Annotated in this window: 17 protein-coding genes, 1 other RNA gene and 1 pseudogene; 12 read left to right on the forward strand and 7 right to left on the reverse strand. The window is 46.8% G+C overall.

The window, feature by feature from the left end; all coding sequences use genetic code 11:
* Nucleotides 1-98: 98 nt before the first annotated feature.
* Complete coding sequence (gene topA, locus H6F66_RS21160; RefSeq protein ID WP_190425008.1) at nt 99-2,750, reverse strand: type I DNA topoisomerase; 2,652 nt, start codon at nt 2,748-2,750, stop codon at nt 99-101.
* 318 nt (nt 2,751-3,068) lie between these two features.
* Between topA and H6F66_RS21165 the strand changes: the two genes are divergently transcribed.
* On the forward strand, nt 3,069-3,362 hold the full coding sequence (locus tag H6F66_RS21165) for a hypothetical protein (RefSeq protein WP_190425011.1): 294 nt from the start codon (nt 3,069-3,071) through the stop codon (nt 3,360-3,362).
* Between the two features lie 241 nt (nt 3,363-3,603).
* Here the strand turns inward: H6F66_RS21165 and H6F66_RS21170 are convergent.
* A pseudogene (locus tag H6F66_RS21170) lies at nt 3,604-4,158 on the reverse strand (Uma2 family endonuclease).
* Between the two features lie 227 nt (nt 4,159-4,385).
* On the opposite strand from H6F66_RS21170, the gene H6F66_RS21175 reads away from it, so the two are divergent.
* The 3 genes from H6F66_RS21175 (at nt 4,386) to cobJ (ending at nt 8,664) form a co-directional block, all read left to right on the forward strand.
* A complete protein-coding gene (locus tag H6F66_RS21175; protein WP_190425014.1) occupies nt 4,386-5,963 on the forward strand; it encodes an NAD(P)H-quinone oxidoreductase subunit N in 1,578 nt (525 codons plus the stop codon).
* A 523-nt stretch (nt 5,964-6,486) separates the two neighbouring features.
* Entirely contained in the window at nt 6,487-6,753 is a 267-nt protein-coding gene (locus H6F66_RS21180; protein ID WP_190425016.1) for a hypothetical protein, read from the forward strand.
* Entirely contained in the window at nt 6,754-8,664 is a 1,911-nt protein-coding gene (gene cobJ, locus H6F66_RS21185; protein ID WP_190425019.1) for a precorrin-3B C(17)-methyltransferase, read from the forward strand.
* Between the two features lies 1 nt (nt 8,665).
* On the opposite strand, the gene H6F66_RS21190 is transcribed toward cobJ, so the two are convergent.
* On the reverse strand, nt 8,666-9,016 hold the full coding sequence (locus H6F66_RS21190) for a phage holin family protein (RefSeq protein WP_190425022.1): 351 nt from the start codon (nt 9,014-9,016) through the stop codon (nt 8,666-8,668).
* 297 nt (nt 9,017-9,313) lie between these two features.
* On the opposite strand from H6F66_RS21190, the gene H6F66_RS21195 reads away from it, so the two are divergent.
* The 8 genes from H6F66_RS21195 to H6F66_RS21230 all read left to right on the forward strand — a co-directional run bounded on the left by H6F66_RS21195 (nt 9,314) and on the right by H6F66_RS21230 (nt 16,554).
* Entirely contained in the window at nt 9,314-9,805 is a 492-nt protein-coding gene (locus tag H6F66_RS21195) for a pentapeptide repeat-containing protein (protein WP_190425025.1), read from the forward strand.
* Nucleotides 9,802-10,977, forward strand: coding sequence for a 5-(carboxyamino)imidazole ribonucleotide synthase (locus tag H6F66_RS21200; protein WP_190425028.1), 1,176 nt, complete (start codon nt 9,802-9,804; stop codon nt 10,975-10,977). Before H6F66_RS21195 ends, H6F66_RS21200 begins: the two co-directional genes overlap by 4 nt.
* Before the next feature lie 114 nt (nt 10,978-11,091).
* A non-coding RNA gene (gene ssrS / locus H6F66_RS21205) (6S RNA) lies at nt 11,092-11,274 on the forward strand.
* Between the two features lie 196 nt (nt 11,275-11,470).
* On the forward strand, nt 11,471-12,736 hold the full coding sequence (locus H6F66_RS21210; protein WP_190425031.1) for a pitrilysin family protein: 1,266 nt from the start codon (nt 11,471-11,473) through the stop codon (nt 12,734-12,736).
* A gap of 68 nt (nt 12,737-12,804) precedes the next feature.
* Nucleotides 12,805-14,085: a pitrilysin family protein gene (locus H6F66_RS21215; RefSeq protein ID WP_190425033.1), complete on the forward strand. Its 1,281-nt coding sequence runs from the start codon at nt 12,805-12,807 to the stop codon at nt 14,083-14,085.
* A gap of 29 nt (nt 14,086-14,114) precedes the next feature.
* Nucleotides 14,115-14,885, forward strand: coding sequence for a peptidoglycan-binding domain-containing protein (locus tag H6F66_RS21220; protein ID WP_190425035.1), 771 nt, complete (start codon nt 14,115-14,117; stop codon nt 14,883-14,885).
* 242 nt (nt 14,886-15,127) lie between these two features.
* Nucleotides 15,128-15,505: a hypothetical protein gene (locus tag H6F66_RS21225; protein ID WP_190425037.1), complete on the forward strand. Its 378-nt coding sequence runs from the start codon at nt 15,128-15,130 to the stop codon at nt 15,503-15,505.
* 50 nt (nt 15,506-15,555) lie between these two features.
* Nucleotides 15,556-16,554, forward strand: coding sequence for a hypothetical protein (locus H6F66_RS21230; protein ID WP_190425040.1), 999 nt, complete (start codon nt 15,556-15,558; stop codon nt 16,552-16,554).
* Between the two features lie 592 nt (nt 16,555-17,146).
* Here the strand turns inward: H6F66_RS21230 and H6F66_RS21235 are convergent.
* From H6F66_RS21235 to H6F66_RS21250, 4 genes are all read right to left on the reverse strand, one after another.
* Nucleotides 17,147-17,782: a YqiA/YcfP family alpha/beta fold hydrolase gene (locus H6F66_RS21235; RefSeq protein ID WP_190425042.1), complete on the reverse strand. Its 636-nt coding sequence runs from the start codon at nt 17,780-17,782 to the stop codon at nt 17,147-17,149.
* Nucleotides 17,783-17,846: 64 nt separating this feature from the next.
* The gene (locus H6F66_RS21240; protein WP_190425045.1) at nt 17,847-18,338 is read right to left on the reverse strand and encodes a periplasmic heavy metal sensor; all 492 of its coding nucleotides are present in this window, start codon (nt 18,336-18,338) and stop codon (nt 17,847-17,849) included.
* Nucleotides 18,339-18,411: 73 nt separating this feature from the next.
* Nucleotides 18,412-18,768 carry a hypothetical protein gene (locus H6F66_RS21245; protein WP_190425049.1) on the reverse strand — a complete coding sequence of 119 codons (357 nt, stop codon included), beginning with the start codon at nt 18,766-18,768 and terminating at the stop codon, nt 18,412-18,414.
* Nucleotides 18,765-19,364: a sigma-70 family RNA polymerase sigma factor gene (locus tag H6F66_RS21250; RefSeq protein WP_190425052.1), complete on the reverse strand. Its 600-nt coding sequence runs from the start codon at nt 19,362-19,364 to the stop codon at nt 18,765-18,767. Before H6F66_RS21250 ends, H6F66_RS21245 begins: the two co-directional genes overlap by 4 nt.
* Between the last annotated feature and the right edge of the window lie 473 nt (nt 19,365-19,837).

Genomic DNA, 19,837 nt, shown 5'->3' on the forward strand with positions numbered 1-19,837 from the left:
GAAAAAATCCACCAATTACCAAAGGTAAATTTCTATGACTACTGATACTGTGAAACAGCCGATGCGATCGCTTTCAAAGAGCGATCGCATCAATTCTACTAGGAAGATTTTTTCTTGGTAGTAGATGTAGTCTTCTTCGTAGTTGTGGTTTTCTTAGTAGTTCCACTCTTAGCCGTTGACTTGCGAGTGGTTTTCGTCGAACCTGCCTTTTCTGCTAAAGCTTTCAGTGCAGTTTCGAGCGTTATATTTTCCACTGTTTCCCCTTCTGGAAGCGAAGCATTTACTTTGCCATGTTTCACATAAGCACCATAGGGGCCATCGTAGATATTCACTGGTTCATTGTCTGCTGGGTGAGTACCCAGTTCCCGTAAGGGTGCCTTAGACTTGCTGCGAGTGCCGCCGCGTCCCTTTTTCGGCTCCGACAGTAGCTCTACTGCACGTTCTAGCCCAATTGTCAATACATCATCTCCAGCTTTCAAAGAGCGGTATTCTTTCCCCTCCTTGCCTTGGTCGTGGACAACGTAAGGGCCAAAACGCCCCAAACCTGCTTGGACTTTGCCGCCTGTAGCTGGGTTAATCCCCAAATTACGCGGCAAAGACAGCAAACCTACCGCCATGTCTAAGGTGACATCTTCAATGTTGACACCTTTAGGCAGGGAGGCGCGTTTGGGTTTTTTGTTTTCCTCAGTAGCATCGCCTAGCTGGACATAGGGTCCATAGGTGCCAATTAGCACATAAATCGGTTCCCCAGTTTCCGGATGCAAGCCTACTTTGTCGGGGCCTTCGGTTTTCTGCTGTAGCAGCGTCTCGACTAAATCGGCATTAATGTCTGACGGGGTAAGATCCTTGGGAATTGAGGCTTTCACTGCTTCAGAGCCATTCTCAGCCTCAATGTAAGGCCCATATTGACCAATCCGGACTTTCGCGCCACCGAGATCGTCTAATTCGATAGTACGGGCATCTGTAGCATCGATCTCGTTTTCCCGTTCCTTAACTTGGGTTGCCAGACCCTGGTCTCCCAAGTAGAACTTTTTCAGATATGGCAACCATTTAGCTTCCCCAGTCGAGATTTCATCCAGGGTTTGCTCCATCTTGGAAGTGAAGCTGGTATTCACCAAGTCGGGAAAGTATTTTTCTAGCAGCGCAGTGACAGCAAAAGCGGTGAAGGTGGGAACTAGGGCGTTACCATTCATCTGAGCATAGCCCCGGTCGATAATCGTGCCAATGATGCTGGCGTAGGTGCTAGGACGACCAATCCCTTCGCTTTCTAAGGTTTTTACCAGGGAAGCTTCGGTGTATCGTGCGGGCGGTTGAGTTTCGTGACCGATGGATTCTAGCTTAGTGCAGTTTGGGCGATCGCCTTTTTTCAGAGAAGGTAAAATTACTTCCATGTTTTCCAGTGCTGCCTCTGGATCGTCGGAACCTTCCACATAGGCGCGTAAAAAGCCATAGAAATCAATCCGTTTGCCACTAGCGCGAAAACCCGCGTCTTCAACTTGCAACTGCACAGTAATTTGAGTTTGGCGCGAGTCTGCCATCTGAGTAGCGACAGTGCGCTTCCAAATCAGGTCGTAGAGAGCTTTTTCCCGACCACTCAAACCAGTTTCATCAGGAGTGCGGAAAGTGGCACCAGCAGGACGGATGGCTTCGTGTGCTTCCTGTGCACCTTTGCTTTTGGTGGTGTACTGGCGGGGTTCCGGACTGAGATACTCCTTACCGTACATTTTCTCGACACAACTCCGAGCAGCTGCGATCGCTTGCCCAGACAAATGCACCGAATCCGTCCGCATATAGGTAATATACCCCTGCTCGTACAAACTTTGAGCAGTCCGCATTGTATCCCGCGCCGACAGGTGCAGTTTTCGGTTAGCCTCCTGTTGCAGCGTCGAAGTGGTAAACGGTGGCGAAGGTTTGCGAGTAACTGGTTTTTCTTCCAAATCAGCCACTGTCCAAGTTTTATCAGCCAGTCCCGCTTCTAAGCTTCTGGCTTCCGCTTCCGAGAGCAAAACCACATTGCGACCAGCAACAATTTGTCCTGTAGCTTCATCAAAATCGCTTCCCGTAGCGACTCTAATTCCTCTAAAGTTAACAAGCCGCGCCTCAAAAGGTGTCTTATCTTTGCTTAAAGTTGCCTTCAGATCCCAATAAGTACCTTGGCGGAAAGCGCGACGCTGGCGTTCTCGGCTCACCAACAACCGCACCGCCACAGACTGCACCCGTCCCGCCGATAACCCATAAGAGATTTTCTTCCACAGCAGCGGCGACAGGGTATAACCTACCAATCGGTCGAGAATCCGCCGTGTTTCTTGAGCGCGTACCACCTGCTCATCAATACTGCGGCAGTTTTTCAAAGCATCGCGGATGGCTTCTTTGGTGATTTCGTGAAACACCATGCGCTTAATGGGAACCTTCGGCTTCAGCAGTTGCAATAAATGCCAGGATATGCTTTCGCCTTCGCGGTCTTCGTCAGTTGCCAGCACCAATTCATCAGCCTCTTTCAAGGCGTTTTTTAGGGTAGTGACTATCTTCTTTTTATCGCTGGGGACAACATACAGGGGTTCAAAATCGGCATCCACATTTACCCCTAGCTGCGCCCATTTTTCCCCTTTGTAAGCTTCGGGAATTTCTTTACCAGATTGGGGAAGGTCGCGCACATGACCCATCGACGCCTCGACGCGGTAGGTGGAGGGCAGAAATTTACTGATGGTGCGTGCTTTGGTGGGGGATTCGACGATGACGAGGGTTGACATGGGAACTTCCGGAATAGCAGCTGGGCTGAACAGTCTTATTAAATTAATTTATGCCAAATGTCAAGGGATGCGCCCACAGACTCAAGCCTGACGGAGCGCGGGTAAAGCTTGCCTGGAGAAGGTTTTAAGACTGGCGGTGGTTCGCAAAAAGAGCGGCATATGCCCTCGCGTCGCCAGACTTAATTTAAAGCTATCTCAATGTTTAACTTATATGGAATCTTAATGGCGACCTTGACGACTTTCTATCCTGTGCCAGAATGGATGCCAACATGATGCCAACATATAGGCCAAACGCGCCTAGCAGTAGGAGCATAAGCGATGCAACCGATTCGACAAGGCGATGTAATTTTACTTTGGGTTGACCAAACCCAGGGACAAAAGCTGTCTCACCTGACTTTAGCGGAAGGCGAGGTGACTGGACACAAGCACCGGATCAGTGACGGACAAGCTGAACTCTACGAGGAAAATGGCACACTGTATCTGCGCGTCCTTTCTGAGACAGCAACTTTAACCCACGAGGAGCATAACGCTATCTCTATTCCTCAAGGCGGTTGGATGGTGCGAATTCAGCGGGAATATGAGCCTAAAGGGTGGAGATATGTCGCAGATTAAGATTGAGAAACTTACGCTAGAGCAAGAAGTGCTAATTCCAGTTTATCGCCTAAAGTGGAGAGCGATCGCAAAGCTGGTGCTTTCAAAAACAATTTGATTAGCTGGGAATTTCAATTTATTAAAAACCAATAAATTCCTGAAATCAAAATAGAGGGTACTTTGATAACTGGATTAAAGGTATTACTAGCAGTTCAATTTATGAACTTCAAAGGGAGGTTGATTTCGCCAAACGCGATCGCGCTTACAACAAACTTCTCACAGCTAAAGTAAATCGAATCACCACATCCTCACCATTTAAAACGGCTGTAGCGAGATACTGCGCCACCGAGCCATCCGCCCGATAAACCCAAGCTTGCTGATTCTGGCGGTCACACAACCATCCCAATCGCACCCCATTATCAATGTACTCTCGCATTTTTGCCTGAAGCGTTTCTAAACTGTCGGCTTTAGAACGAATTTCTATCGCAAAATCGGGAGCTAAATTTAAAAATCTATCTTCTTGCTCATCCTAATCTTCTGCTAATCTTCCCCTAGCGACAAAAGCAGCATCCGGCGATTTAATAGCTGTATTTGCTTTGAAGTCTGTACTGGGGCCAAAAACCTCGCCTAAATCGTGACTTTCTAGCCAACTCACCAGATAAGCTCCGGCTTTTGCCTCTCGATTACCGGAAATTTCTCCGGTTGGTGGCATAATTACCAATGTGCCGTCAGCATTGCGCTCAAGTTGCGAATCGGGATTTTTAGAACTGATGAGGATCAATTCCTCATCCGTAACAGTCCACCAAGACTGCACAATTGCTGTTTACCTGGGATAAATTTTCTGAATTTATTAACGCTTATTTGACTTATTTTAGTGTTTCATTAAACACCCTCTCCAGATGCGATCGCTTGCGTCTCTACAAGATACCTCTGAGAGGGTCTTGGCAGTCCACCCAAAAAAAACTAGAGCAGACCTCAGCCAGAGACGCAATAATAATTAAGAGTCCCAGACAATAAGCCTGATACCCAAAACCTATATAACTCATGAGTTTTGCTGAACTTGCAGCCCAGCTGAATGCTGGGACAATATTGCCAGAGGGGATTGTAATTGTCACCCTCTTAGCAGTTCTAGTGGTTGACTTGATTGTAGGGCGGACATCCTCCCGCGTCACACCTTACATAGCAATCGCAGGGTTACTCTCCGCTATCGTAGCCCTGTACTATCAATGGGATAACACCAACACCGTCTCTTTCCTCGGCGGCTTTAACTCAGATGCCCTGAGCGTAGTATTTCGCGGTATTATTGCCCTGTCTTGTGCCGTCACCATTTTGATGTCCATCCGCTACATTGAGCAGAGTGGCACATCTTTGGCAGAATTTATCGGCATTATGATCAGCGCAACCCTGGGGGGAATGTTCCTCTCAGGTGCGAATGAACTGGTGATGATTTTCGTCTCTCTGGAAACCCTCAGTATCTCCTCTTACTTGATGACGGGATACATGAAGCGCGATCCCCGTTCCAACGAAGCAGCGTTAAAGTATCTGCTGATTGGGGCTTCCAGTTCCGCGATATTCCTCTACGGTCTGTCGCTGCTATACGGATTATCCGGAGGAGAGACAGAATTAAGCGCGATCGCTACAGCAATGGCCAACGCCAGCACAGATTTATCCTTTGGGTTAGTCATAGCTTTGGTATTTGCGATCGCGGGTATCGCCTTCAAAATTTCCGCTGTTCCCTTCCACCAGTGGACACCAGACGTTTATGAAGGTTCGCCAACGCCTGTTGTCGCCTTCCTCTCAGTCGGTTCCAAAGCCGCTGGTTTCGCCCTCGCGATTCGCCTAATGGTGACAGCCTTCCCCCTGATCACCGAACAATGGCACTTTGTTTTCACCGCCCTCGCAGTTTTGAGCATGGTTTTGGGTAACGTCGTCGCCCTCACCCAAACCAGCATGAAGCGGCTACTCGCCTACTCTTCCATCGCCCAAGCTGGCTTCGTAATGATCGGTTTAATTACCGGAACCGAAGCAGGTTACTCTAGCATGGTTTTTTACCTGTTGGTATACCTGTTCATGAACCTGGGCGGCTTCGCGTGTGTGATTCTATTCAGCCTCCGCACAGGTACCGACCAAATTAGCGAATACTCAGGACTGTATCAAAAAGATCCGCTCTTGACGCTAGTTTTAAGCATTTGCTTACTTTCTTTGGGAGGAATTCCGCCTCTAGCTGGCTTCTTCGGTAAAATTTACCTGTTCTGGGCAGCTTGGAAAGCTGGTGCTTACGGCTTAGTATTGCTAGGTTTAGTTACTAGCGTCGTCTCCATTTACTACTACATCCGCGTTGTGAGGATGATGGTAGTCAAGGAACCACAAGAAATGTCCGAAGCTGTGAAGAACTATCCAGAAATTCGCTGGAATTTACCAGGAATGCGTCCTTTACAAGTGACTTTGGTACTGTCGTTAATAGCGACATCTGTAGCCGGAATTCTTTCTAATCCGCTGTTTAGTTTAGCTAACAGTTCCGTCACCCGCACAACGATGTTGCATGGAGTGCCTGTGGTTAGCACTCAGACACCAGCGATTAGTCATCAGCCTTCAACCGTTAATATTCAGGTTGGTGGTTAGGGAATAGCACAAGATTGTAGAGACGTGAATAGGGCTTACGCACGTCAATACGCTGTAGGGGCATGGCAATGCCATGCCCCTACGACAGAATCAGGCATTCACTAATTAACTGCGTAAGTCTTGGTGAAATAAAAGCGTCTCTACAGCCGTTAAAACAAGTTAAAACTTTGAAAAAGTCTTTAATCAGTTAAAACTGACTTTAACTATTAGCCAGAACTTGAGAACCGACATTAAGGCTAATTGTAACCCTTGGTAATTAACCGTAAAATAGGCGATATTGGCGGCAAAGATAAAAAATTTATAAAAATAAGCTAATTCTCAGCTTTTAAGGTTTATTAGTGTCTTGATAGTTGCCTAAGCTACAATTTCAGGTTTTGTGGGGGTTTTTATGTCTGTTTGTCACAATGCTCGTAAAGCCTCATTTATCCAGCATTCAACTGGTCAACAGTCCCACGCGCTCGCTTTGTTGCCCGATTCGCGTTTGACTAATGTAAATTACTCCTATATTATCGACGGCTATTATATGACCAACCTTGTTTATTCCGAGTGGGAGACAATCGGAAGTGTCACCGAATTCGACGAAACCAAAGACATTTTGACTAAGAAACCTTACTTTTTCAAGGAAGGCATCCCGGTAAAGGCTGATGTTCTGAGAATAGAAAACATTTCGCCAGACGAAGAGGATGATGAAGATTTGGACGAAGATTTCGACGAAGACGATGAAGATTTCGATGAAGATTTCGACGAAGACGATGAAGATTTTGACGAGGAAGAGGACGAAGAAATATAGATGGTATTAGTTTGGCGCGAGTTTCAGCCGATAGCTGCGATCGCCACTACCCCCAGCGCCGCCAAAATATTACAGCCTCTAACTCAGACGGCTGGCGCAACCCTTTGGATACCGAATTCCTTAACCAATGTAGAGGCGTTGCATTCAACGTCTCTACAGGTTTATCACGGTTCTCTGAAAGACCATTTAACCGAAATTTGGCATCAACATCAGGCGTTTATTTTCTGTTTAGCAGCAGGGGCGGTGGTGCGACTGATTGCACCTTTGTTACAGGATAAATCCCGCGATCCGGCGGTGGTGGTGTTGGATGAAAATGGTAAATTTGTTATTAGTTTGTGCAGTGGTCATCAGGGAAAAGCCGATCAATTGGCAAGAGCGATCGCGCACTCTATTGGTGCAACTCCAGTTTTAACGGGCGCATCATCTGCATTAAAATTACCAGGTGTTGATATACTCGGAGTTCCCTTTGGCTGGAGTCGCGGCGAGGGAGATTGGACAGAAGTTAGTGCAGCTGTTGCAAGAGGCGAACTCGTTCAAGTCATTCAAGAAGCTGGATCTACCTTGTGGCAAAATCATCTACCCCAACATCCGTTTTATTTCGGATTTCCGGAATATACCGCCGCACATAAAGAAGAATCAGTTTCACCCAAAGCGAGAATCTGGATCAGTTCCACACAGCGACAATTCTCAAACGAATCAGATTTACCGAAAGTACAATGGCATCCTAGAGTTTTATGGGTAGGAATTGGTTGCGAACGGGGAACGTCTAGAAAGTTAATTGAAACAGCAATTGAGCAAGTTTTTCGGAAGAATCACTTGGCTATTGGCGCGATCGCAGGTATCGGTACAATTGATCTCAAAGCCGATGAAGTTGGGCTAGTGGAATTTTGTCGCGATCGCAATTTACCTTTGCGAACCTTTCGGGCTGAAATACTACGTTCAGTTACAGTTCCCAACCCTTCAAATGTTGTAGAAGCAGAAGTTGGAACTCCCAGCGTCGCCGAAGCAGCAGCAATATATGCAGCTGGAGAAGCCCGTTTTCCTGAAGTTAGTAAACTACTGGTTCCCAAACAAATTTTTAGATTGGAAGGGCAACCGGGGGCGGTAACGGTAGCGATCGCGCAATCCAACTTAGAATACACTGGACGCACAGGCTGTTTATTCCTAATTGGTACTGGGCCAGGAAAATTAGATCAGATGACTCCAGCCGCCCAAACAGCCATTTCTCAAGCCGATGCAGTCATTGGTTACTCTCTCTACATCGACTTAATCACCCCACTTTTGCGCCCTGGACAAATTGTAGAAGCTTTACCGATTACCCAAGAACGTCAACGCGCCGAAAGGGCGATTGAATTAGCCAACTGGGGATTAACTGTAGCGGTTGTCTCCTCTGGCGACTGCGGTATTTATGGTATGGCGGGGTTAGTGCTGGAAGAATTGCAAGCCAAAGGCTGGGATGGCAAAACTCCCGGAGTTCAAGTTTTTCCAGGGATCACCGCCTTACAAGCAGCCGCCTCCCGCGTTGGTGCGCCTTTGATGCACGACTTCTGCGCGATTAGTTTAAGCGACTTGCTGACACCCTGGGAAGTGATTGAGAAGAGATTAAAAGCAGCGGCCCAAGCTGATTTTGTCACAGCTTTGTATAACCCGCGATCGCAAACTCGCACCCAACAAATTGCCACAGCTACAGAAATCTTTCTGCAATACCGCGACCCCAAAACACCTGTAGCAATTGTCAAATCTGCCTATCGACAAGACGAACAAATTGCTCTGACGACACTTGACAAATTGCTCACCATGTCAATCGATATGTTGACTACCGTGTTAATTGGTAATCAAAGCACCCGCACCCACGCCGACTGGATGATTACCCCACGCGGTTACTTGGGATTTGATAACGAAAATTGTTAACTTATTGGGCGGCTCTGTTGAACAAAAAGTTCAGCCCACTAGCCACCACAGTCAACACAATTGAACCCACCAAAGCAGACAATAAATTTGTAATTACAAAACCAGGCGTAAGATATGCTACCAGCCAAAGAGTAAGTGCGTTCACAACAAATAGAAATAGCCCCAGAGTTACCAGCGTCAGGGGCAATGTCAAAAGTACCAATAGAGGTTTGACAATTGCATTCGCTAACCCCAAAACAATCGCAGCAATAAGGGCATCAACAAAAGTTTTGACCGCAAAACCAGGGACAATATAAGTTGTAATCACCAGCGCGATCGCTGTAATCAGCCAAGTTACCAAAAAATATGGCATAAGCTTTAGTTGAAACTAACTCTCAAAATTTTAACCCTTTCCCCCCAATCTGGAAACTGATGTAGCAATCCTAATTTATTTATGAAATTCCTTCTTTCCTCTTCCTCCGCGTCTGGGCGCTTCGTTTCCAGTAGAGACACTTGCATTTCGCGTCTCTACATTTCAAATAGAAACGAAACCCAACAAGGGAAGGGATTTGATGGGTTTCGCGACATACAAATGAAATACGACTGCTATAGGCGGGAAATATAGCGATCGCCCTACCCTACAATTATTGTTAACACTCAGCACTTTTTTATGAACCTTCGCCAACTAGCAGCATTCTTACTGGCAATAATTCTCTTAATCTGGGCATTACCAGCACAAGCATCAGATTATCCTCCTCCCTTGTCGTTTAGCAACGCGGAACTCAAAGGAAGGGATTTTTCCGGTCAAACCCTAGAAGTAGCTGAATTTTCCAACGCTAATATGGAACTAGCTAACTTTGAGGGTGCTGATTTGCGGGGAGCAATTTTTAGTGCCTCTGTGATGACAAATGTTAATTTACACGGGGCAGATTTAACTCATGCGATGGTAGATCAGGTAAAATTAATCGGCTCTGATTTAAGCGATGCCGTTTTAGTGGAAAGTATCTTATTACGGACGATTTTTGATGATGTAAATATTACTGGCGCAGACTTTTCTGATGCGATTTTGAATAGAGCGCAAATAAAAGAACTCTGTGCCAAAGCATCTGGTGTCAATTCTAAAACAGGCGTTGCAACTCGCGATTCTTTGGGGTGTCGATGAAACGGGTAGGTGTAATTGGCGGCGGACAATTAGCTTGGATGATGGCTGGTGCATCTGAGTCCTTGGGGGTGAAATTAGTAGTGCAAACTCCCCATGCGATAGATCCGGCTGTGGAAATTGCTGATTCTACGATTTTTGCTGCAATTGATGATGCCGCCGCTACACTTGAGTTGGCGAATCGCTGCGATGTAATTACCTTTGAAAATGAGTTTATTAATCTTCCAGCCTTGAGGCAATTGGCACAACAAGGTATATCTTTTCGTCCTGGGTTGGAAGTATTAGCTCCCCTGTTAGATAAATACGATCAGCGTTGTTATTTAGAGGATATCGGCTTACCAACTCCCAGTTTTATGACGCTTGAGGGAGAAGTTGGGAATGATGAATTAAATCTGACTAAATCATTCCCTCAACCACTGAATCTTCCGCAGTTGGATTTTCCTCTGGTTCTGAAAACCCGCCGCCACGGTTACGACGGTCAAGGAACTTTCATTATTAAAGATAGTGAAGCTTTGCAGTCAACTTGGCAAAAGCTCAAATATGCGCCAGTTTTGTTAGAAGAATTTGTCCCCTTTGAGCGAGAATTGGCTGTGATGGCGGCGCGTTCTCTGGATGGGGAAATTGTTGTTTATCCAGTTGTGGAAACCCAGCAGGAAGACCAAGTTTGTCATCGCGTTTTGGTGCCAGCTGAGATTAGTTTAGCAGTGGAGGAAGAGGTAAATGCGATCGCGCACTCTTTGCTAAACAGTCTACAAGCCGTTGGCATCTTCGGCATTGAGCTATTCTTGACCAATGACGGTAAAGTGTTGGTAAATGAAATTGCTCCCCGCACTCACAATTCCGGACACTTCACCCTGGATGCTTCTGTTACATCCCAGTTTGAGCAGCATCTAAGAGCCGTTTGTGGTTTACCATTGGGCAATCCCGCCCTCAAGAGCGCTGGTGCCGTCATGGTAAACTTACTCGGTTACGAGTATTCCCAGAATGATTATTTTGCCAAACGGCAACAACTAGCCGACTTACCCGCTTCTCACCTCCACTGGTACGGCAAAACCGAATCCCGCCCCGGTCGCAAGTTGGGTCATGTTACAGTTTTGCTAGATACAGCCAATAGAGCAGAAGCAGAAGCGATCGCGCAAACCATCGAGTCCATCTGGTACCCCCAACAGCGCTGATCTAAAGCCGGGAACCCCCAGCTCAACTCAATCCCAGGCTGTCCCTAACAACCACGAAAGCGAGGCTCTGCCTGCCTTCTCTTATTTACCCTTTCCCCTGCTACAATAAAAAAAGTTCTACTGCGGCGTTGGTGACTGCCAATAACGTTTTTTGACTATGCTTTGTTCTTAAGGGAACCAAAGTGTTCTGGCAGCAGTAGACCGGGCAAGTACCCGGAAACTTTAAGCCAGAGCCACGGTACCCACCTGGTTTTCACCAGGTCATAAACTGAGGTAAGACGGCGTTGCGGTGAACTTAAAAAATTAAATCCCCTTGTCTTCACGATAAGGGGATTTTTGTATAACTAGCTACAGAAATTGTGAGGGATTCCTCATAATTGTTAATACATAACTACAGAGATTTAACCTCTGGATCAACACACTTTAATATTTGTGTTGGGATAAAGATAAGGTAATTTAAAGCGCATCTAACTTGGGTTAGAGATAAAAGAGTTTGTTACAACTATTAAAGACTTCACAATTCCCAGCTGATGTAGTAACGCTGGACAACGGTTTAACCGTGATTCATCAACATCTACCAGCCACCCCGGTAGTGGTGGTAGATGTTTGGGTTAAAGCAGGTGCGACGCGAGAACCCCAAGAGTGGTTGGGAATGGCGCACTTTCTGGAACACATGATTTTCAAAGGCACCGATAGGCTACCGCCTGGTGTATTTGACCATGTAATAGAAAGTCGCGGCGGGATGACAAACGCTGCGACAAGCCACGACTATGCACATTTTTTCATTACCACAGCAGCGCAGTATTTAGAAGACACTCTGCCTGCACTAGCAGAAATTCTCTTAAACGCCGCCATCCCCGATTTAGAATTTGAGCGGGAACGGGATGTAGTTTTAGAGGAAATCCGCCAGACATACGACAATCCGGATTTTCTAGGATTCCAAGCACTAACAGAAAGCATTTACCAGCGTCACCCTTACGGACGCCCGGTTTTGGGAACGGAAGAAATACTGATGGAGCGATCGCCTGACGAGATGCGCTGCTTCCACCGTTCCCATTACCAACCCGAAAACATGACCGTGGTAATTATCGGCGGAGTTGCCAAAGAACCAGCACTAGAACTGATAAATCGGTCATTCCAACACTTCTGTTCCCCGCTTGCTTGTCCCCTAAACCTAGCTGAAGCCGAACCTCCGATAATCGACATTCGCCGCCAGGAATTCTACTTACCTAGGCTAGAGCAGGCACGTCTAATGATGGCATGGACGGGGCCAGGTGTAGATCAGCTGCAAAGCGCTTGTGGTTTAGATTTGCTAGCCGTACTGTTGTCAGAAGGGCGAACTTCCCGCTTAGTAAGAAACTTGCGCGAAGAACAACAATTAGTGCAGCACATTAGTAGTAGTTTCTCGCTTCAGCAAGACTCAAGTTTGTTTACAATTAGTGCTTACTTAGAGCCAGAGAATTTAGATCGAGTCGAAGCACTCATTGGCGATGCGATCTCCGAGTTGCAGAATAGACCTGTTTCGGAGGCAGAAGTTGCTCGCTGTAAGCGCCTGCTGTGTAATGACTATGCTTTTTCTACAGAGACACCCAGCCAACTAGCAGGCTTATATGGTTACTACAACACCATCGCCGCTGCTGAACTAGCAGTCACCTATCCAGAGAAAATTCAGTCTTTTGAGAGTTGCCAACTCCAGCAACTAGCGCAGCAGTATCTCTCACCCTATCGATATGCAGTCACAAGCCTCAAAGCCTGTTAGCGTGAATAGAGGTGGCAATTGGCAACTAGCAATTAGCCATACTTTAATTAGCAATCCTTCAATTACCAATGGCTCAAAGTGTGACGCGATCGCTTGTTCATCCAAATATTCATCGCACCGTTTTAGATAATGGCATCGTATTAATTACAGTAGAGAATCCAGCGGCTGATATCATTGCCGGACGCATTTTTGTGCGGGCTGGAGGGGCTTGGGAAGCACGAGAAGAGGCTGGAGTATCTCACCTGTTAGCAGCAGTAATCACCAAAGGGACTGAAAAACTTTCTTCCCTGGAAATTGCTGAGCGAGTGGAGTCGGTCGGAGCCAGTTTAGGTACTGATGCGGCTGCGGATTATTTTTTACTCAGTCTCAAGACAGTTTCCGCAGACTTTGCCGATATGTTAAGTCTGGCGGGGCAAATTATGCGATCGCCTACTTTCCCTGAAGCGGAAGTGGAACTGGAACGCCGTCTCGCCTTGCAAGATATTCGTTCCCAGCAGGAGCAGCCGTTTACAATTGCTTTTGACCAGTTGCGACAGGCGATGTATCAAGATCATCCCTACGCCTTATCCAGCCTGGGAACAGAAGCCACTATGTCTGGGCTAAATCGCGCCCACCTCCAGAGCTACCATCAAACTTATTTCCGCCCCGATAACATCGTAATTAGTTTAGTAGGCCGCTTAAGCCCAGAAGATGCGGTAGATTTGGTTAATCAAGTGTTTGGAGATTGGCAAGCTCCCCCAACACCCTTGCCTACCCTAACTCTACCCAAAATTACCCCCCAACCCCACTGGGCAAAAACTCCGCAAGAGACGCAGCAATCAATTGTAATGTTGGGACACATAGCCCCATCAGTGAAAGAAACCGACTATTCAGCCCTGAAATTGCTGAATACTTACCTGGGTAACGGTCTTTCCAGCCGATTGTTTGTAGAACTGCGGGAAAAGCGAGGATTGGCTTACGATGTGTCAGCTTTTTTTCCCACACGGTTAGAAACGTCGCAGTTTGTAGTATATATGGGTACGGCACCGGAAAACACTGCGATCGCTTATGAAGGCTTGCGAACCGAAGTGGAACGACTTTGCACCACTCAACTGAGCGACACGGAACTGCAATCTGCCAAGAACAAACTGCTCGGTCAGTACGCTCTAGGCAAACAAACAAATTCCCAAATTGCCCAGGTTTTCGGCTGGTACGAAATTTTAGGATTGGGAATAGAGTTTGACACCCAGTTTCAGGAAAAAATTACCAGTGTCACCCCAGAAATGGCGCAAACAGCGGCTTCCCAATACTTCATAGAACCTTACGTATCGCTAGTTGGCCCATCTGAAAAGATAGAAATTCAACCTTAAAAAGGAAAAGTAAAGAGGAAAAAGTGACGATGAAAAAATTATTTCTTTTGCCTTTTGCCTTTTTACTTTTGCCCTTTGGCTTTAACAATTTGCCTTCTTTTGCCCAGACAACGCCTACAGCAATCAACCGCCCAAACTTAAAAACTGGAAGCCAAGGTGGTGAAGTGAGTGAACTCCAGGCAGTTCTTAAACTCTTGGGTTACTATACTGGCGAAGTGAATGGCGTGTATGGAGATAGTACAGCGATCGCAGTCTCCCGGTTTCAGCAAGCAGCAGGATTAAAGCCTGATGGAGTCGTTGGTGCAGAAACCTGGAGACGCTTATTTCCTACCACCCCACCGTCAGCAACAGTAGCAGCAACGACACCCGCCCCAACACCAGCACCCACATCAACCACAGGAGCCGCATCTTTTCCTGTCCCAACCACAACAACAGCCGCCGCCACTCCTACCCCAACACCAACTCCCCGTCCGGCAGTTAGAGTCCCCCAGCGTCAGACAACGCCTACCAGAACCACCAGAACCCCCAACCGTCAGCCAACACCCCGCCCCACTCCACAAGCACGGGTAAGCCAGGCTACCAGATCCGCTACTGACTTTCCCATTCTCCGAGTGGGAATGCAAGGCCCCGCCGTCACCACATTGCAACAGCGATTGCGAACCCTTGGCCTTTACAGAAGAGCAGTCAATGGTGTCTTTGATGCTTCTACCCAAGCAGCCGTCATAGCCGCTCAACAGAGATTTAAGCTAACCGCCGACGGTGTTGTTGGCCCCGCAACCTGGAGTGCTCTATTGCGCTAGAGATCGGTCATTGAAAGGTTGTTAGAACTTGACAACGCCAAGGAACTACTGAGGAAGGTCAATCCTTGGGTGTAGTACATAATACCTTTCCAGATAGAGCTATTTGGTAGTTTCCAGCGGATATCTTATAGCTTACAGGACAAAAAGCTAGGTGAAATAACTTCTTAGCCGAATGCGATCGCCTACAAATTTCAGGGTGTTCTCTGTGTCCTCAGCTAAATTACAAGTTCGATCTTTTCCCCATGTGCAACTACCCTAAAACCGATACAAATCAGACGCCAGAATCGGTCAATCAGGGAAAAGCTAATTCTCATCGGTTTACCTCCCGGAATAGCAACCTTCAAAATCGAGCTTCTGAGCGTCGTTTTCAGGAACGGAGTTACTTAGCTGATAAAAATAGCAATGCCGTTATTAATGGGCTAATGAATCTTAGCCTCACGTCGATTATAAGTTTTCTTGTTGCCGCTCTCTTCTTTATAGCTCACAAAAATGAAGATTCTCTGCTTATAGTGCCTGCCCTCAACGATACTCCATCTCAAAGCAGTAACAAAGAGTCAAGCATCAAAAATCAAGTAAAGCAACGGCGGTGGAGTACATCAGATGTTGCTCACATCTACTGAAAATACACAAGTTTTAAAAATTTATTCATTCAGGAGTTTTGGTAGTAACCATGTCTAACTTACAAAATCGCAATAACGATAACCATGAAGTTAACCCGGACCCCAACAGTCAGGTTCACACCAATAAAACAGTTCATACAAATAACACCGTAGATCCTGCCAAGGCGAACTCCTACCGGGATGGCTATGTACATGGTCGGGTTACTGAACACCACCGCCAAGATGAAGTACAAGAAGTCCGCGATAATAACAATGCTGCTCGTGGCTTATTGCTAGGAATTGGTCTTACCTCTCTGCTGGGTCTAACCCTCGGTAGTCTCTTCCTCCTCAACCAGCGAAATAATCAGGTAGAACAATACAATCCACCAGCTCAGATTGTACCTGTACCTGTACCTACAGCTTCACCTGTGCCTTCAGTTTCACCGAACTCAACGGCACCCAATTCGAGTTCATCTGATGCTTCTCAAGAGCCAGCCGAAACTAACACCATAATCAGAGAAAGAGTTGTGGAAAAAGCGGTTCCAGTTCCGGTTCCTCAGCGACAAGCAGCACCACCTGCTCAAAAAGCGCCGGATGTTAACGTTAACGTTTCTCCTGCGCCTTCTAGCCAACAACCAGCTCGACCAAACAACACGACAATTATTAACGAAGCTCCTGCTCAACCACAAAGCCAAAACCGAACAGGTACTTCTGGTACTTCTACCAACCGCACCACCACTACCACACCAGGTCGCACTTCTACCAACGGCACCACACCAGGTAGTAGCAGCACCAGGGGTACCACCACTACCACACCGGGTAGCAGCACCAACGGCACCACTACTACGACACCAGGTAGTAGCAGCACCAACGGCACCACTACTACGACACCGGGTAGCACGGGCGGGACAACTACTACGACACCAGGTAGCACTACTGGCGGGACAACTGGCACCACACCAGGCGACACTTCTACCACTGGCGGGACAACTGGCACCACACCAAGCGGCACTTCTACCACTGGTGGGACAACTGGCACTACATCAGGCGGTAGTTCCTCAGGTCAGTAAGCGTTAAAAGGCACTTTCTTCTAATAAGGGCGGGTTTGAAACCCGCCCTTATTCTTCAGTTTATAAACAAACATTTTCAAATCGTTGCATCAGATAAAGGAGTATGAATTTTATTAAATATCGAGCTTTTATTCAAAATTAGGTGGTAACTTAAATATAGGCACAACGAAGTACGAAACTTCGATAACAAACTTCGGATTTGAGCCTGTGCCTCCCGCTCTTATCCCACGCAACACCGAATCTGGTTGCTATCAATACAAATTAGCATCGCGTTCAAACTCATTCGCTTCTTTTTTTGAGTTTTTGGACGTAGAGCTAAAATTACTGCCTGAATTGGTGGAAGAGACGCAAAGTTAGAAAAAGGTTCGTTGCGAATTCAGCCCACTCTAGTAAGTTAAATTAATCCTAGTTGTCATTAACTTTTCGTCTTTCGTTTGAGTATTCTGACCGTTCATTTCGTTGATAAACCCGCCTCTCTTGTGGCGGGTTTAATTTTTTTAGGTACTCATGCGATCGCCTAAACTCCCCGATAAATTGGGGTGCAGTCAAAAGAAAGTTTCAGTGTTGGGTGAGGTTCCAAGGGGCCAACCTACTACAACTGGCAGAAGGCTTGAATCAATTTCCACATCTCAGAGAGGACGTTTCCCAAGCTGTGATCGTCTTCTAGTTCGATTAATTCCACCCAAGGGCGTGAGGCTGCATAGTCGCGGCTGGCTGTGATCGGAATAACTTCATCGTAACGCCCGTGTAGGATGAGGGTGGGAATTGGCCGTTGTAGGTGTTCGTCTAGATATTGGGAAGCGTCGGTGACAAACTTGTAATGCAGAGGAAGCGATCGCTTGTCTCCATAGTGATACACCTGCAAATACTTCTCCTCCTGCCAGCGTTGCACTTGTTCTTCCCCTAATCTTGGCAACCAGTGGGAGAGAAACCCAAAGGCTGGAGCTAATAAAACTAATTGTTTGACTTTTAAATATTTTTGTGAAGTATGTGCAGCAGTTAAACCGCCTAAACTGGAACCAATTAAAGTTACTGGTGTTTCATCTGTAGGAAATTCGGCGGCAACTTGTTCTATTTGTCGTGTTATTGTCAAGTGAGAAAAGTCGCCTTGATTGAGGTCGAGGAGTTTTAGGGAAATATTTAGAGATTGGAAGCGACGTAAGAAATATTCAGCTTTTGCAGATTTCGGACTAGAAGCAAATCCGTGTAGATAAATGTAATTGGTCATTGGGAATTGGGGATTGGGAATTGGGAATTGGGAAGAATCTTACCCTATACCCAGCCCCCAGCCCCTATTGTGCGTTTCTTTTTCCAGCGCGATTTTGGTGATTTTGCCGACGCTGTTGCATCAGCTGGGCAAACTTAGTGCGTTGCTCTGGAGTCATAATTTCCCGCATCGCCATCATGCTTTCAAACTTCAGCTGTCTTATCTGCTGCGCCAACTGTTCAACTTGCTGATTTTTAGCGGTAATTTGGCTAGTGGAAGCTGTAGTGCTGCTCATCAGCGAAGCCAGTTCTTGCTTAGCTTGACGCATGGCTTGTGCGCGTTGGGAAATCTGGGGTTTGTATCTAGCCTGCATTGCCTGCATCTGCTGCATTTGCTGCGGGGTTAAATTAAGTTCCTTCAGGAACGAATCCCGATTTTTACGACGCTGCGGTTGAGGACTGGTATCGCCGGGGGTTTGTGCGACCGTTTGGGGTAACAGCATAGGAGCGGCAAAAGCTGTGCTGCTACCTACAGATAGCATGAGAAGGGCTACAAGAGAAACACGACTTAGTGACATGGAAATGAAATCCTTTGTTAGGGTTGGTTGTTAATTGTGAGTTGTCAGTTATCAGTTATTTTCTACTGACTAATTAATTGTTATTGTCTGCAAGCCACCAAGAGGCTTCTGCATCTTGGCTTTTGGATGTCTCTGGGGTTTCGTCTACGACGCTATCCCAGTTATTTTCCATAAATGCTTCTAACTCGGCAGTTTTAACGGATGCTGTGGTAGGCACCAGCATCAGATATCCTGTTACAGCCGCTAGCAGACAAGCAGCGATCGCTGGTGGTACAATCCACATCTGCCGCCGCTTGTGCGATTGTCTAGGCGAAGACGCCACCGCCTGCATAATCTTGCTCTCTAAGCCTGGTGCAGCCGTTGGAACATCACCCTGGTTTTGGCGTAGAAACTCTACCAAACGTTTGTCATCATTAGGAAACTGAGTCATAGTTGGACTCCTTGTTGCTGGAAAAATTGCCGCATCAACGTTCTGGCATGGAAGAGGCGAGACTTCACTGTACCTACTGGAATCGACAAGATAGTTGCTACCTCTTTTTGCGGAACGTCTTCCAAGTCGTGCAAAACCAGTACAACGCGATGATCGAAACTTAGTTCATTGAGTCCGCGCTGCACAATATCCTGATAGTGCAGGTGCATCAAATCGGGAGCTGACTGCTCGACTGGCAGAGAATTTGTCAGGGTTTGCCTCTGGGAATACGCTTGTGCAAACTGTCGCCGCTGGTCGGAGGCGACATTCCAGCTGATGCGATAAAGCCAGGTGGAAAATTGAGATGTTTCCCTCAACTTTGGTAATCCTTTCCAGACGCGAAGGAAGACCTCTTGCACTAAATCGTCCAGGGATGAGGTGCCACAAAGTTGATAAATAGTTGACCTGACTCGCTGCTGATGACGCAGATAAAGCTGTCGAAAGCTCTGCGTGTCGCCTTCCTTGCAACGCTTGATGAGGTTGGCGTCGGTGTCGCGCTTGTCGTTGGGTTGATCGTTGGTTAGCGCATCGATTGGTACAGATGACACCGATTGCATCTCCACTCACCGCTGTTTGATGGACGAGACTTTAGACTGGGCTGCTGGCCAAAAGGTTCAACGATGCGATCGCTAACTTCTTTTGATGCTGGTGCAGGCGATCGTTTTATGACTAATACACCATACCGCTGCTGTCAAATTCACTCAGAGAATTTTAAGTAGCTATGCTTATTCTTAACTTTACCCGTATAACTACGTAAGCACTCAAAACGGAAGGCAGAAGAATGTGGTAAACACTTAGGTATAAATATGGGTTTTATTTGTCATCCCTAATTATTTATAGCAACCTGTCAAAAATATCTACTTAAAATTTGCCCAAGTCGTTAAACCCTTCATCGAAAATCTACTGACTTTTGATTTTATAGCTGTATTCATGCTTGTTAGGACGCTGCCTGCTTGAGAACGGATTCCATCGCCTCTCGTAAACTTGAGGATTGGGGTAACAACTTGCGAACGCGGCTTTTCAACCATGC

This window comes from Trichocoleus sp. FACHB-6 (assembly GCF_014695815.1).
GTDB lineage: Bacteria > Cyanobacteriota > Cyanobacteriia > Cyanobacteriales > FACHB-T130 > Funiculus > Funiculus sociatus.